The sequence below is a fragment of the Prevotella conceptionensis 9403948 genome (genome assembly GCF_000312305.1).
GTDB classification, from domain to species: domain Bacteria; phylum Bacteroidota; class Bacteroidia; order Bacteroidales; family Bacteroidaceae; genus Prevotella; species Prevotella conceptionensis.
Map to the genome: position 1 here is coordinate 296293 of NZ_HE999449.1, position 16671 is coordinate 312963.

The following is a 16671-nucleotide window of genomic DNA, read 5'->3' on the forward strand; positions in this document are numbered from 1 at the left end:
AGCTGAACAATAGCGTGCCTTACCTTGTGCCGAGAGCAGCCGTACTGCTCAACGACATTGGCCGAAACTTCTTTGATAGCCTGCAAATTAAGGGTATTCCACTGCATAAGTTCATCGTCACGAGTGTTCTTCGCAGTGAGGCCGATGTGAAAAAGCTACGCGGACACAACGGCAATGCCTCAGAAAACAGCTGCCACAGGTTTGGAACAACATTCGACATTGCCTATAACCGATACAAAACAGTGGAAACGCCCGACGGGCCTGCTCGCCGAAAGGTAAGAAACGACACGTTGAAATGGGTAATGAGCGAGGTTTTGAACGACTTGCGACGAAACGAACGCTGCTATATTAAATACGAAGTGAAACAAGGTTGCTTCCATGTCACGGTGAGATAATTGTTGCAAGCAAGTATCTCGTCATCCTCCTGTATATATAATAAGGTGTAATATGAAAACACTCATCGTTGTTCTTGGACCTACGGGTGTTGGCAAAACAGCACTTTGCCTGCATCTTGCCAAGCGTTATGCAGCGCACATCATCAGTGCCGACTCGCGGCAGATGTTTGCCCAACTGCCCATCGGAACTGCTGCCGCCACTCCCGAAGAGCAACAACAAGCCACCCACCACTTCGTTGGCAATCTTAAACTCGACGAGTATTATAGTGCATCGTGCTTTGAAACCGACACCCTTGCCTTGCTCGACCAGCTTTTCGCCAACGGCGACGTGGCCTTGATGACGGGCGGCAGCATGATGTACATTGATGCTGTTTGCTATGGAATAGACGACATTCCAACCGTAGACGACAACACACGGCAACACGTAAAGCAACTTCTGGAACAGCAAGGACTACCAGCCCTTGTTGAGATGCTTAAACAATTAGACCCCGAACATTACGATTTCGTTGACAAACAAAACCCCAGAAGGGTGTGCCACGCCCTTGAAATATGCCTGATGACGGGCAACACATACACCTCGTACCGAAAAAAAGAGCGCAAACAACGTCCGTTCAACATCATTAAGATTGGCCTGAACCGTCCGCGCGAAGAGATGTACAATCGCATTAACCAACGCGTGTTGCAGATGATGGCCAATGGATTAGAAGAAGAGGCGCGCCGCGTTTATCCCCTGCGGGGGCTAAATTCGCTCAATACCGTGGGATATAAGGAGCTGTTCGCCTACTTCGACGGCACCATTCCCTTGGAAGAGGCTGTAAGACAAATACAATCCAACACGCGCAGATACATGCGCAAGCAACTAACATGGTTTAAGAAAGACCCTGAAATAAAGTGGTTTTATCCCGACAACACAGAAGAAATTACAAATTATATCGACAGTTTTGTCGGGATAACAGATTAAATACGTAAATTTGCAACAGGTAAACCACGCGTTGCACCTGCATCATGAGCATGTGAACAGCAGCGCGGCTTATGCCAAACAATAAGAAGAACACAGGCCCGATGCGCCTCCGAAAACAATCGACAGGACAAAGGCGTTGTCTTCTCAACCAACCAACAACTGATTATGCGAAAGAAAATCGTACAAGGCGCGCAATGGTGCGCCACTAAGTTAAAGGCATTTTGGAAATGGTACAAAGGCCTATACAAAGGCCGCAAATGGTATTTCAAGACGGGTGTGGTCGTTGCATCGGCGTTTGTTGCCTTCTTTGTCTATCTGGGTATGGTAGACATCAACTTCCTTTGGCTCTTTGGCAAGTCGCCGGGATGGTCCACCATCAACAACCCCATAACTGCGCAAGCCTCTGAAATATACAGTGCCGACGGAAAACTCATCGGTAAATATTTCAACGAAAACCGCACGCCTGTAACCTACGGCGACGTTAACCCCGTGTTTTGGAATACGCTTATCGACACCGAAGACGAGCGTTTTTACAGCCATTGGGGGGTAGACCCCATCGGAATGTTCGCTGCCGCCAAGGATGCCGTTACCAAAGGCGACGGCCGCGGTGCATCTACCATCACCCAGCAGCTGGCCAAAAACCTATTTAGGGTGCGCACCGAATATTCTACGGGCTTGCTTGGTAAGATTCCTGGCATACGTATGCTCATCATGAAAACCAAAGAATGGATTATCGCCACCAAGTTGGAGCTGAGCTACGACAAGAATACTATCCTCAGTATGTATGCCAACACGGTAGACTTTGGATCCTCGGCGTATGGCATTAAGACGGCCTGCAAAACCTATTTCAACATCACGCCCAAAGACTTGACGGCCGCGCAGTCGGCTACACTTGTGGGCATGCTCAAAGCCACAACCACGTACAACCCCATAACGCATCCCGAAAACAGCCTGAAAAGGCGCAACACCGTGTTAGCCAACATGGTTAGGCGAGGCCATCTAAGCCAAGCTGTGTACGATTCGCTCTCGCAAACGCCTCTTAGCCTTAAATACAACGTTGAAACCAATTACGACGGACAGGCCAATTATTTTAGGGAGGCAGTGGCCGACTACCTCAAAGACTGGTGCGAAGCCAATGGTTACGACCTCTACACCAGTGGCTTGAAGATTTATACCACCCTCGACACGCGTATGCAAAAATACGCAGAGGATGCCGCCACCAAACAAATGCGGCAGGTTCAGCAAAACTTCAAGAACCATTGGGGAAAGAACGACCCGTGGATTGACGAGCGCGGAAGGGTGATACCCGACTTCATCGAGGGCATCGCACGCAAACAACCTGTGTATAATTGGCTGTTGGAGAAATTCCCCAACCAACCCGACTCCATCACGTATTACCTCAATAAGCCCCATAAGGTTAAACTTTTCGACTATGCCAAGGGCTCTATCGAGATGAATATCTCTACGATGGACTCCATCCGCTATATGGTTCGGTTCATGCACTGCGCCTTTGTTGCAATGGAACCACAAACGGGAGCTGTGAAAGCATGGGTGGGCGACATCAACTTCGACTCGTGGAAGTACGACAAGGTAAAGGCCATGCGCCAGCCTGGTTCCACCTTTAAACTCTTTGTTTATACCGAGGCCATGAACCAAGGCCTTACCCCTTGCGACAAACGCCGCGACGAATACATCACGATGCAGGTGTACGACAAGAAGAAACACGAGGTGGTTACCTGGACTCCCTCTAACGCCAATGGTTCGTTCTCTGGCGACTCAATGCCGTTAAAGTCGGCTTTTGCCAAGAGTATCAACTCGGTGGCTGTGCGTCTTGGCCAAGAAATGGGCATCAAGCGCATTATCGAGACTGCCGAGAAGATGGGCATTAAGAGTCCGTTAGAAGATGCGCCCTCGCTAGCACTTGGCTCGAGCGACGTCAACCTGCTCGAACTAACCAACGCCTACTGCACCATTGCTAACGACGGTATGCACCACGAACCCGTACTTGTTACCCGAATAGAAGACAAAGACGGAAGAGAAGTGTTCCTTGGCCCAGCCACATCCGAACAAGCTGTGCCTTATAAAACGGCCTTCCTTGTACAACAGCTGCTGATGGGCGGCATGCGCGAGTCTGGCGGAACCTCTCAAAGCCTTTGGGGATATGTGGGCGACTATCGCGACACCGACTTTGGAGGAAAGACAGGTACATCCAACAACCACTCCGACGCATGGTTCATGGGCGTTAGTCCTAAACTGGTGGTTGGCGCTTGGGTTGGTGGCGAATACCGAAGTATACACTTCCGCACTGGTGCCCTAGGACAAGGGAGCCGAACGGCTCTGCCCATCTGTGGATATTTCTTACAGTCGGTGTTCCGCGACCCTGCATTTAAACAATATCATGGCAAGTTTGGAAAACCGCGAGATGCAGACATAACGCGCGACATGTACCTGTGCGACAGTTATTATCCGCGAGCGAAAAAAGACACAACAGAAACCGATAGCACGGGGGGAGAAGGTATCATCATTCTCGACGGCAATGGAAATCCCATCAGGGAAATTTCACCAGGCGACCTTCTCCCCTCCGAGCAAGGTCAAGAGAAAAAGCGTTCTCGCCCCACCGAGCAACCGCTAAATCTCGATGAGCTATAACACGCCACGATATATTGCACGCCATTGCACACCTCATCCAGTAAGTCAACGCGCGGCGGATTTCGCCAACAGGCATCCGCCACATCACAATTTTCTATTCTGATTGCCGTGTCAAACGCGTTTAGTACCAAATTAGTACACATATACGGTGAAAGACAAGTCTACACAGACCGACTTTGATTAAGCCATCCTAAGACAGATTTGACAAAACAACGTGAACAACGATACGCCCAACCAAATAGACTTAGAGAACGGGGAGATGCAAAAGGCTCTCCAAATCATACAGTTTACCCGTCGCTCGCTCTTCCTAACGGGAAAGGCGGGCACGGGTAAATCAACGTTTATGCGCCACATCGCGGCCACCATCAAGAAAAAACACATCATCCTAGCACCAACGGGTATCGCTGCCATCAACGCAGGCGGAAGTACCTTGCACAGCTTTTTCAAACTGCCTTTCCACCCCTTGCTGCCCACCGACAAACGCTATACGGCACGCAACATCCGCAACACGCTTAAATATAATGGCGAAAAAACAAAACTCTTACGCGAGGTAGAACTCATCATTATCGACGAAATATCGATGGTTAGGGCAGACATCATCGACTTTATCGACAAAGTACTGCGCATCTACAACCGCAACATGCGCGAGCCTTTCGGTGGGAAACAGTTACTCTTGGTAGGCGACATCTATCAGCTCGAACCCGTAATAAAAGAAGACGAACGCCAATTACTTCGTCCGTTCTACCCCTCTTGTTTTTTCTTCGATGCACATGTGTTCAGAGAAATGCAACTCATTGCAGTAGAACTGAGGAAAGTTTACAGGCAAAGGGATGCACAATTCATTTCCCTACTCGACCACATACGCACCTCGCACGTTTCTGATAGCGATCTGCGACTACTTAATGCACAAGTTAACGCCGAGATAGGAACAGAAGAGGGACGCTTATCCATCACGTTATCGGGGCGTAGAGATACCGTCGACTACATCAACGAGAAACAGCTCAACACCCTACCCGACGAACCAACAATATTCTATGGACACATCGAGGGCGAGTTCCCAGAGAGCAGTTTGCCCACACCAATAGAATTGGAAGTGAAAACTGGTGCACAGGTTCTGTTCATCAAGAACGACAAAGAACGTAGGTGGGTGAACGGCACGCTAGGGACAATCATTGGGTTTGGCGACGAACAAGACGGCATTATATACGTGCGAACCGAAGACGGCCGCGACTTTGACGTGGAAAGGGAGATTTGGTCGAACGTGCGATATACCTTTAACGAGAAAGAACAAAAGATTGAAGAAGAGGAAATAGGTAGCTATCGGCAGTTCCCTATTCGCTTGGCATGGGCCATCACCGTACACAAGAGCCAAGGCCTAACCTTTAACAACGTAAAGATAGACTTCACTGGCGGCGTATTCGCTGGCGGACAAACTTACGTGGCCCTATCGCGTTGCACCTCTTTGCAAGGCATTAGTCTGCAAGAACCCATCCGCCGAGAAAACATTTTCGTACGAACGGAGGTCACCAACTTTGCGCGCAATTACAACAACCTCAACATCATCAACTCGGCTTTGCAAGAAAGCAAGGCCGACAAGCAGTATAACGACGCCATAACCGCCTTCGACAAGGGCGACATGCAAGCGGCCATCGACAACTTCTTTCTGGCCATCCACAGCCGATACGACATTGAGAAACCCGCCGCCAAAAGGCTTATCCGCAAAAAGCTGAACATAATCAACCTGCTAAAACAGCAGCTGGAAGAGGCACGCGCTATGGAAAAGCAACGTGCAGAACAACTGAAACGCCTAGCAGCCGAATACACATTGCTTGGCAAGGAGTCTGAAAAGGAGGGCATGCCCCAAGCTGCCATCAGGAATTATGAAAAGGCTTTGGAGCTATGGCCCGACTTACCCGAGGCCAAACGCAAGCTGAAGAAATTGAAAAAATCGGGAGATTAAGGTAGCTTTGATATATTTTAAAGGAGATTTCTTATACAAACATGGCAAAATAACCAATAATCTTTTAAAAAACGAAGTACAGATGACATCAAAAGCACGTAGTAAATCATTGTTCATACTAGTAATTTGTCTTACCCTCATGGCAGCCTGTTCTTCTCATAATGGCAGAAGTCTTGAATGCTTTGAAGTAACCAACAGACAGTTAAAAGCCATTGTTAATACCATGACGCAACAGTTTTTCACGGAAAATACGGAAGATAAGGTCGCTGTACTTGACATTGTACAAGAGGACTCGATAACTAAATTTGTCTTTTCATTTCAAAATAAGCACCGCTTACGAGATAAATACATTGCGTATAAAGGCAGGCGCATAGTGGGATATATCAGCCAAAACCATCGTGATTTGATTGTGCTAACCAATATCCACATTATCACTGAATTGCAAGAAACCCTTGAACCACTGATGAAACCCTCAGACAAAATTAAGAATTTTGACTTTCTATCCACAGACAACCAATTGTACTACGATGCTGAAACAAAAGGATGGAAGAGTTTCGAAACGATATACGAGCCTATCTTGGTTGAGTATCAACTAAAAGAAGGACACTTTTCACAGCCAACAATGAAAAGATAACATCACAATCCTCCTCTCTTATATAAAATAACAGATGAAACATCTTACAGCAATAATTGCAGTGATAATAGGTTCTATTTTGGTTGGCTGCAACCAGAAAATTAAGCAGAGTAGACTTTTCGTTCCCAAACAAATACAATGGGACACCTTGAAAGGTGGATTTGAAGATGATACCGATTTGTATCATAAAGCCTTCTTTGTGCTATATGTGAGTAATGACACCCTCTATAAGATAAAGACTGAAAATGAATTGATAAACGACAGCATCCTTACTGTCACATCTGCATCTTGTGCAGAAGCCTTTGAAATAAAAGAAATAACCCCCGAAATGCTTATAGTTGAGAGGGAAAATAAGAAAGACACCATCTTTCTTGCACACTACACAGACCACAAAGTGCATAAGCAAAGTATAAATAGAGTTAAGCAATGGATCTATGGTAAATATCCAGCACCTGAGATTGTCATACCAAATTGATTATATCTGAACCTATCAGAAGTTATCTCCACAATAAGAACATCAAATGAAACTTATCTTCAACTTATTGCTTGCTGTATGTCTCTCGGCATGCGCTTTATCACCAAACACCCCACAAAAAGACATAATAAAGGATGTGCAGAAGAGAAAAAGCACCATCGTAATTGACGGTGAACTTAAATTGCAATACCATACGAAAGGCGAATACTATGTAATGGACTTTATAACCATTGGTGAAAATTACATTACCTTTAATAAAAAGGCATCTGAACTGATTACCATTCATATCAGATATGCAGGTGAAAAAGGAGCCATTATTGGAAGAGATTATCACTTCGACGACGATACGCACAAACTATCGCATTTCTATTCGCTAAGGAATAATAACCATCATGGTTTTGCCGTATTCTATAATGATGCGAGAAAAGTTGAAAGATACGAGTACTTCAATGAGGGAGAAAGTGGGCATCCACAATTGACTAATACCAATTCTATTAGTAAAGTCCACCAAGAAGTATTTTCGGACAGCCTCTTCAATACGCTATTCCCAAGACGAGGGTATGGAGATTTATACAAGAATAATTCTATAGAGTATCACAAAATTCGGGATAAATGTATCTTGCTTATAGGTCCTTTATGTTTTGTCGTTAAGAAAGAGGGTACTCTGGAAGCAATCTTTACGCACTGTTATAAATGCAACAATAAGTTGTTCAGAGGTGGAGAAGGTTATTTCTTTGACCCACACAGCCATTACTTAATAGCTTTGTGCCGTTATAAACATAACACACTAAATGGAAAAGCCATTATATTTGATAATAACGGGATGGTAATACAACACAAATGACGACCTAAACAAATGGTGTAATGGCCCCTACATGATTTGAGTATGAAAAATAGATGGACAACTTAAAAGCACACTTCATCCCTTATCCATACCTCTTACCACACTCATTCCAATGAAGTCGTCATGCCTTTTTAATATTGAAGTCATCTAGACTTTTAAAATCTCTACAATTTGAGAGGAACTTATTTTCTTTGTGCTACTAAAACAAGATAAACGCCCTGCTCATGTACGAAGTACCAGACAAAGACACAATAAAACATGAGGTTATCTCCCTTTTGCCTGTAACAAAACGTGGTTATGTTTCAAAAAGCGACCTGTTGGAAGGTATTCCAAAGATGCTCTTCAAGTTGCAAACTGCCTATCGAAGGCAAATTAATTCCGCGTTTCCACGATGTTGTTTCCATTGGCCGCGAGCAACATGCCCTGCAACCGCGCGCACTGGCGGTGGTAAGCGTTCCTGGTTTTCGTGCCGTTGCCCATGCGCGTGCATACAGCACAATCGCTTTTGTCTAGTTTTCAGCAACAAATTTAACATTATAACTGCCCTTTCTATCAACCAATCGTCCACCTTGCCGCAAATAATCGATTCTCGCGGAGGTTTGTTTTAATGCAAAAAGGGGGGTGTCTGTGAATGCGGTAAAATGTATTTTTATTTATAAAGACAGCCATTTACACCAATTTGAGGGCTATTTGCAGCAAAATGGGGTGCAATATGGTGCAAAACGCAGTGCAATATGGTGCAAAACGCAGTGCGTTTTGGTGCTAAACGCAAGGTAAAACGGTGCTAAATGCAGGGTAAAATGCTGCTAAATTCAGGGCAAAAAGCATAAGGATGCACTGCAATGGTATAAATATAACCTTTGTGAACCATCAGAAACAGGACGAAAAAGGGCAAAACAGCCATTAAAAAGCCGATTTTTAGGGGTTAAAAGTGGGTTATTGGGCTTGAAAAATTACGTGCCGGCAACCAAACTAGAAAGGCAAAATGGTACAAAACGCAGGTTTTGTCCTTAAAAACAGCCAAGTTGGAAGACGTGGAAGGTTAGAAATAGTGGCTTTTTACCTACTTTATGACCTATATTTTTGCTGGAATGGAGTGAAAATTAGAGCCAAATTGTAAAAACAAATAAAACAATTTAAGTTTCTGAGTTGAGGGGTTGGCAACTTGGCGTTTGGGGGAGCCGATGCTTACGGGAACTGTTGGTTTTTCGTGAATCTATAAACAGTGAGCTTATTTGCCCCGTACTTCGTACATAAGTGCGGTGTTTTTCTTGGTTTTACTGCACAAAGACACCAAACTCCTCTCAATTTACAGAAATATTATAAGTCAAAACAACCTCGTTGTGTAAGCCGCTCAGTTCATGAGCATCTAAGGGTTTTAACCCGGACTCGGTCGTTGAGTAGGTGCAGATTTTGCCTGTTTGTTAAGTACATCGACTATCTTATCCTTGAAGGCATAGCGTGCCACGTTAAGAGAATAAGGCAGGAAATATGCCGACAAGCAAACGAAAAATGAACAGGAAACGATGGAAACACCCCCAAAATAATTGATAAGCGGTCTGATAGACCGATTGGGCTTTAATCGTAACTGCACATTTGGGTTACATTTGTAACCTTTGTGTCTTGATTTTGAATAAATTGTTGTTCGTTACCATTTCTTTGGCGGATAGATGGCTTATTTTCAAAAAAAATGCTTACTTTGCAGGTTAAAATTAGGAGCCTTGAGGCAAAATAGATAGACGAGCGAACATTTTTGTATGAAGAAATATATTCGATGGGTTGTCATAGCTGTTGCCATCCCGATTGTGCTTTTTCTTATCTTAGTGGTTCTGCTTTACTGCCCACCTGTACAAAACTGGGCTGTTAAGCGGGTTGCGAGCTATGCATCGCAAAAGATGGGCATGGAGATAACAGTGGATAGGGTGAGACTTGTGTTTCCACTTGACCTCGGTGTTGAGGGCGTAAGGGTTCTGCAAGCTAATGATTCGATAGCGGGACAAACCGACACCATCGCCAATGTGGGAAGAATTGTGGCCAATGTGCAATTGATTCCTTTACTAAGCAATAAGGTGGAAGTAGACGAACTGTCGTTACACGACGTGCAGATGAATACAGCCAACCTTGTGCATGAGGCACGCATAAAAGGAAAAGTGGGCTTATTGCTTGTGCAAAGCAGGGGTGTCGACCTCAACTCGAAGACCATCAGGGTGAACCAAGCCCAACTGAAAGATGCCAACATCAGCGTGGAGTTGAGCGACACCGTTCCGCCCGACACCACTAAAACTCCCATTTATTGGAAAATAAAGGTGGACAAATTGCAGATAGAGCACTCTAAAGCTTTGCTGCGAACACCACGAGACAGCATGACCGTATTGGTAGATCTGCCCAAACTGGATGCTAAAAACGGCTATTTCGACCTGTATAAAAATCTCTATCGGCTTGAAACGCTCAATTGGCAGAACGGAAGTCTGAACTACGACCAAACCTACAAGCCCCGAACAGACGGCTTAGACCCTAATCACATACATCTTACAGAACTGCATTTGGGTATCGACTCATTTTATTTCTGTCAGCCAGAGTTGAAAATGAATCTCCGTGTGTGCGCCTTTAAGGAGAAAAGCGGTGTTCGTGTAAATCATATTAGCGGACATGTTGCGCTCGATTCTACGCGTATTGCGTTGCCCAATCTTGAACTGCGCACGCCCGAATCGTCGCTCACGGCCAAGTTCAACATGGATATGAACGCCTTCGATGAGGTTAATCCAGGTAAATTATATGTTGCCTTGCACGCCTCGTTGGGTAAGGCCGACTTGCTGCGCGCTATGGGCGGCATGCCCGAAGGGTTTAGAAAGGCGTTTCCCAATTATCCTTTGCGCATAGATGGCGTGGCTAAGGGCAACAAGGAACGTATTGCCTTTTCAGGACTTAATGTGGTTTTGCCCACCGCCTTTAAGCTGCAAACCACGGGTTACGTAGAGAAACCTATGGATACGCGTAGGTGCAAAGGAGAGATTTTCTTGAAAGCCAATACCTATAACTTGAACTTCGCTAAGGTGTTGCTTGACAAAAAACTGCAACGGCAAGTGAATATTCCGTCGGGTATCTCGCTTAACGCTCGCGCCAAGATGCAGGGTGAGGCGTATCAAGCAGACGCCACGATGCACGAAGGCGGCGGCAGCGTACAATTAAAGGGCAGTTTTAATGCGCACAAGATGGCTTACAATGCTAACATTAAGCTGAAAAGTTTGGCTTTACAGCATTTCTTGCCCAACCAAGGCTTGCATCCCTTTACGGGCGAAGTGGAGACACGAGGTGTGGGAACCGACTTTATGTCGACCAAAACCCAACTGTTTGCCAATGTGCGCATAGACCGTTTCCACTATGGTGGTTATGACTTAGACAAAATTGCAGGCAAAGCGCAGATGAGCAACGGCCTTATCACTGCCTCGTTACAAAGCAATAACCCCTTGTTGAAGGGTTCGATAAACGTCAACGGACGAAATAGTGATAAGCTGATAAAGGCACACATCAATACCGACCTGGCCAAGCTAGACCTTTATAACCTGCACTTGCTAGACCAAAAAGTGGTGGCCTCTTTCCGTAGCGACCTTAACTTGGAAACCAACGGCAAGGATTACTACAAGCTTGAAGGCAATGTTGCCGACATCATGGTTAACGATACAGCCAAAGATTATCGCCTTGGAGCCATGTCTGTAAACCTCTTTACCAATCGCGACACCACCCATGCCAATCTTGTTTGCGGCGACCTTGCATTGCAAATGAATAGCAAGGGCGGCTATGCCTATATCTTAAATCGCGGCATGGGCTTTTGGAAAGAACTGCAACACCAACTTGCCACAAAACACCTAAACGAGGCACGACTACGCGAACGCTTGCCCTTAGCCAACATCAACTTGCAAAGCGGACGTCAGAATATCTTTATGCGCGTGTTGCGTAAGTATGGCTACTCGGTGGGCGAAATGTCTGCCGACCTCCATTCGTCGCCCGTTGCCGGGCTAAATGGTTATCTCAACGTCAACCAGCTGGTGGCCGACAGCATACTTATCGACACGGTGCGTTTGGCATTGAAGTCTGATGCCGACCAAATAGCCTACTCGGTGCAGGTGCGCAACAACAAGAAAAATCCTCAATACGTGTTTAATGCCCTCCTAAATGGTGCATTGGAAGAGCGCGGAACATACATCAAAGCGCAGATTTACGACGAAAACAACAAGCTGGGCATCGGCATGGGCGTGCGTGCCACGATGGAAGATAATGGCATACAGCTTAGTTTGATGGACCGTGAGGCCGTTTTGGGCTATAAACAGTTCACGGTTAACGATAGCAACTACGTGTTTATGGGCGACGATCGCCGCGTTCGCGCCGACTTACGTTTAAGGTCGACAGACGGAACCGGTATCCAACTGGCCACCAACAACGAGAACGAAGAGGCTTTGCAAGACATTACGCTCTCGCTAAACCGCCTAAATCTTGAGAAACTATTCTCTGTTTTGCCCTACATGCCCGAAGTGTCGGGTACGCTTAACGGCGATTTCCACGCGATACAAACCAAAGATGCGTTGTCAATCTCGTCGGCCGTGTCGGTTACCGACTTGGCTTATCAGCATAGTCCGATGGGTAATCTCAGCTCCGAGTTTGTTTACATGCCGAAATCCGACGGCGGACACTACATTGATGGCACGCTAAGTCAGAACGACATACAGGTTGGTCAGCTGTCGGGTACGTACAATTCGGCTCGTGGTGGGCAGCTTGATGCCACCTTAAAACTCGAACGGCTGCCCCTTACCATCGTAAACGGATTTATACCCCAGCGCATGTTCGGACTTAATGGCTACGCCGAAGGCGAGTTGGCCATCAAGGGCGCATTGTCTAAGCCTATGATTAACGGCGAAGTTTTCCTTGACTCGGCCCACCTGTTCAGCGACCCGTATGGCGTAACGCTACGTTTTGCCAACGACCCCGTGCGCATTGTGAACAGCCATCTGCTGTTCGAAAACTTCGAAGTGTTTGCCCACAACGACAGTCCACTGAACATTTCGGGCGAATTCGACTTCTCCAATCCCGACCGTATGCGGATGGACATGCGCATGCGTGCCAACAAATACGAGATCATCAACTCCAAGGAGAACTATCGTTCCGAAGTGTTTGGCAAAGTATTCGTTAACTTCTCTGGCCGAATGTCGGGCGAAGTGAGCAACTTGAACCTGCGCGGTAAGCTGGATGTGCTTGATGCCACCGACATGACTTACGTTCTGCGCGACTCACCGCTTTCTACCGACAATCAGATGGATGACTTAGTGTCGTTTACCAACTTTGCAGAAAACAAAGCCGAAATTATCAATCGCCCCGCATTGACGGGTTTTAACATGGACCTGAGCATGAACATCGACCCCAATGCGCACATTCTTTGTGCGCTCAATGCCGATAAGTCTAACTATATCGACTTGATGGGTGGTGGCAACTTGCGCATGCAATACACTCCGGTTAACGGACTAAGGCTTACAGGACGTTACACCCTTAACAACGGCGAGATGAAGTACTCGCTCCCCGTTATTCCGCTTAAGACCTTTACCATAAAGAACGGAAGTTACATTGAATTTACGGGAGATGCAATGAACCCGCGCCTAAACATCACCGCAACTGAGATAACAAAGGCCTCTGTAACCACAAACGGCAGGGACGGGCGTATCGTTGAGTTCGAATGTGGTGTGGTGGTAACCAAGACCTTGAAGAATATGGGATTGGAATTTACCATCGACGCACCACAAGACATGACTGTCAGCAACCAACTTAAAACGATGGGTAGCGATGAACGCGGAAAACTAGCCGTTACGATGCTCACCACAGGCATGTATTTGGCAGACGGCAACACCAGCAGTTTCTCTATGAACAATGCTTTAAGTGCATTCTTGCAAAGTCAGATAAACAACATCACGGGCAACGCCCTGCGAACACTCGACCTAAGTATTGGTCTCGACAACGTAACGGATGCCAGTGGCAACATGCACACCGACTATTCGTTTAAGTTTGCCAAACGATTGTGGAGCAACAGACTTCGTATTATCGTTGGTGGTAAAGTCTCGTCTGGTTCCGATGTCGGGCGAAACGACAACACTTTCTTTAATAACGTATCGTTGGAGTACCGCCTAAACCAAGGTTCTACACGTTACATGCAAATGTTCTACAATCGCGACAGCTACGATTGGCTGGAAGGCGACATCGGAAAGTATGGCGTCGGTTTTATTTGGCGAAGAAAGCTGCGCCACTTCCGCGATATATTCCGACTTAAAGTTCCCGAAGAGGTGGTGCTGCCAGCAACGCCCGACTCACTAAATAAAGAAAAGAAAGATGGCGAATAACCCCAAACACGTTTTCTCGGCATTGTTAGCTTGTGTCGCAACGCTTGTCGCTACTTCTTGCTCCACCACGAAAGGCGTTCCCGAAGGCGACCAGCTGTATGTTGGCCTTAAGAAAATAAAGTACACGAACTACGAAGACAACTCGCATTTCTCCTCAACACAAGAAGAAATGGAGGCTGCTTTGGATTGCGCACCCAATGGTGCATTCATGGGTAGCAGCTATTATCGCACCCCTTTCCCCATAAGCCTTTGGGTATGGAACGCCTTTTCCGAGTCTACATCGGGCGCAGGCAAATGGATAAGCAAAACCTTTGGCAAGCCCCCTGTGTTGATGAGCTGGGTAAACCCAGCCTTGCGCGCATCGGTTGCGCAAAACACATTGAAAAATCATGGCTACTTTCAAGGGCGTGTGAAGTACGAAGTGCTGACACAAAAGAACCCTAAGAAAGCCAAGATTGGCTATTCGGTGAGCGTTGGCCCACTTTACACGCTCGACTCGGTGGCCTATCTCAACTTCCCCCCCGAAATAACGCAGCTCATTGCCTCGCGCGCCTCTATCTCGAAGTTGCAAAAAGGCAGTCCTTTCTCCGTGTCGTCGCTCGATACAGAACGCAACCGAATAAGCAATTTGTTGCGTGATAACGGTTATTACTATTACCAGCCGGGCTACTCCTCGTTCCTTGCCGACACCATACAGGTTCCGCTAAAGGTACAATTGAAGATGTTGCCCACGGCCACTATGCCCGAAACGGCTAAACGTAGATGGTATGTTGGTAAAATAGACTTCTACCTCCGCAAGCAAATGGGCGAAACACTTACCGACTCCGTAAAGCGCAAAAGACTTACCGTATATTACAACGGCAAACGTTCGCCCATACGTTCGCGTATCTTGATGCGTAACATCATGTTACGGCCAGAACACATGTATCGCTATCGCGACGAGAACCTTACTTCGACCAAACTGATGGACATGGGACTTTTCAGCATGACCGATTTTAAGTTTACTCCGCGCGATACTACTTCGTTAGCCGACACGCTCGACCTTTCCATAACGGGCTTGCTCGATAAACCCTACGACTTTTACGTTGAAACCAACTACACAGGCAAGACCAACGGGCGCATGGGGCCTGCTGTCATTATGGGTTTCACCAGACGTAATGCCTTCCGTGGCGCCGAAAAGCTAGACATTAATGTGTTTGGTTCGTACGAATGGCAAACAGGTCACAGTGCTAATGGAGCTGCTGCGCAGATGCAGTCGTACGAATACGGAGCGTCGGCCTCGTTAGAGTTCCCGCGTCTTTTCACTCCTTTTTGGCAGTCGCGCCGCTTTTATAACACGCCTTCTTCGCTTATCAAGGTGGCGTCTAGTGTTATCAGCAGGGGCAGCTACTTCAAAAGGCACATCGTTTCGGGCGAACTCACTTACAATGTGCAGACCTCCGAGCGGTCGATGCACCAGTTTTCGCCCATCTCATTGCAATATAACTACATGACGAGCCACACGGCCGTGTTTGATTCCATCCTCAACGCCAACCCATATTTGAAGGTGACAATGAAAGATGTGTTCATTCCCAAGATGCGTTACAGCTACATCTTCAACAGTCCGTCGCGCTATCGTCATCCCATTTGGTGGCAAACCACTTTTAGTGAAGCCTCCAACCTCTTGTCATTGGCTTATATGGCGGCAGGTAAGAAGTGGGGCGAGAAAGACAAAACGCTGTTTAAGAACCCCTTTGCACACTTCTTTAAGATTGAAACCGATTGGCGTAAAACGTGGAAACTCAACGCTCATTCGCAACTTGTGGCTCATGCCTCGGCAGGTGCGATATGGAGTTACGGCAACGCTACAGAGGCTCCGTATAGCGAACAGTTCTATGTAGGCGGTGCCAATAGCATTAGGGCATTTACGGCTCGTAGCATCGGACCAGGGGCCTATTATCCTACGGCAAGCACAAACTCGTACCTCGACCAAACGGGCGACATCAAGCTATTGTTCAATCTCGAATATCGTCCACGACTCATCGGTAGTCTTTATGGCGCGGTTTTCATCGATGCTGGAAACGTTTGGGCCATGCACTCATCGAGCATGCGGCCAAACGCCACGTTCAATGTAAAGAACTTAGCTAAGGAAATGGCCCTAGGCACAGGTATAGGCCTTCGTTACGACCTCGATTTTTTTGTTATTCGTATAGATTGGGGTATTGGCATTCATGTGCCTTACAAGAGTGGTTTCTACAATATGGGGCGCTTTAAGAATAGTCAAAGCCTACACTTGGCCATTGGTTACCCATTCTAAATGGCCTAGTCTTGCTAGAATGGGATGTCTTGTGGCCAGTCAGAATAGTTTTTGGAAAATCGTTGTTAAAAGGATGC

At 46.6% G+C, this 16671-nt stretch carries 9 protein-coding genes; all 9 read left to right on the top strand.

All coding sequences use genetic code 11. The annotated features are described in order from the left end of the window. Positions 1-395, top strand: a 395-nt coding sequence (locus BN93_RS11845; protein ID WP_044260603.1) for a DUF5715 family protein, incomplete at its 5' end; no start/stop codon positions are given. Positions 396-447: 52 nt separating this feature from the next. Next, positions 448-1356, top strand: coding sequence for a tRNA (adenosine(37)-N6)-dimethylallyltransferase MiaA (miaA, locus tag BN93_RS11850; RefSeq protein ID WP_019188536.1), 909 nt, complete (start codon positions 448-450; stop codon positions 1354-1356). 165 nt (positions 1357-1521) lie between these two features. Next, on the top strand, positions 1522-4005 hold the full coding sequence (locus BN93_RS11855; RefSeq protein WP_019188537.1) for a transglycosylase domain-containing protein: 2484 nt from the start codon (positions 1522-1524) through the stop codon (positions 4003-4005). A 259-nt stretch (positions 4006-4264) separates the two neighbouring features. After that, complete coding sequence (locus tag BN93_RS11860; protein WP_044260652.1) at positions 4265-5965, top strand: ATP-dependent DNA helicase; 1701 nt, start codon at positions 4265-4267, stop codon at positions 5963-5965. Between the two features lie 82 nt (positions 5966-6047). Then, positions 6048-6599, top strand: coding sequence for a hypothetical protein (locus BN93_RS11865; protein WP_232211177.1), 552 nt, complete (start codon positions 6048-6050; stop codon positions 6597-6599). A gap of 34 nt (positions 6600-6633) precedes the next feature. Then, on the top strand, positions 6634-7074 hold the full coding sequence (locus tag BN93_RS11870) for a hypothetical protein (protein WP_009229950.1): 441 nt from the start codon (positions 6634-6636) through the stop codon (positions 7072-7074). A 46-nt stretch (positions 7075-7120) separates the two neighbouring features. Beyond that, the gene (locus BN93_RS11875) at positions 7121-7918 is read left to right on the top strand and encodes a hypothetical protein (protein ID WP_009229951.1); all 798 of its coding nucleotides are present in this window, start codon (positions 7121-7123) and stop codon (positions 7916-7918) included. Between the two features lie 1757 nt (positions 7919-9675). After that, a complete protein-coding gene (locus BN93_RS11880; RefSeq protein WP_019188540.1) occupies positions 9676-14298 on the top strand; it encodes a translocation/assembly module TamB domain-containing protein in 4623 nt (1540 codons plus the stop codon). Then, positions 14288-16594: a translocation and assembly module lipoprotein TamL gene (gene tamL, locus BN93_RS11885; protein ID WP_019188541.1), complete on the top strand. Its 2307-nt coding sequence runs from the start codon at positions 14288-14290 to the stop codon at positions 16592-16594. Before BN93_RS11880 ends, tamL begins: the two co-directional genes overlap by 11 nt. Positions 16595-16671 lie beyond the last annotated feature (77 nt).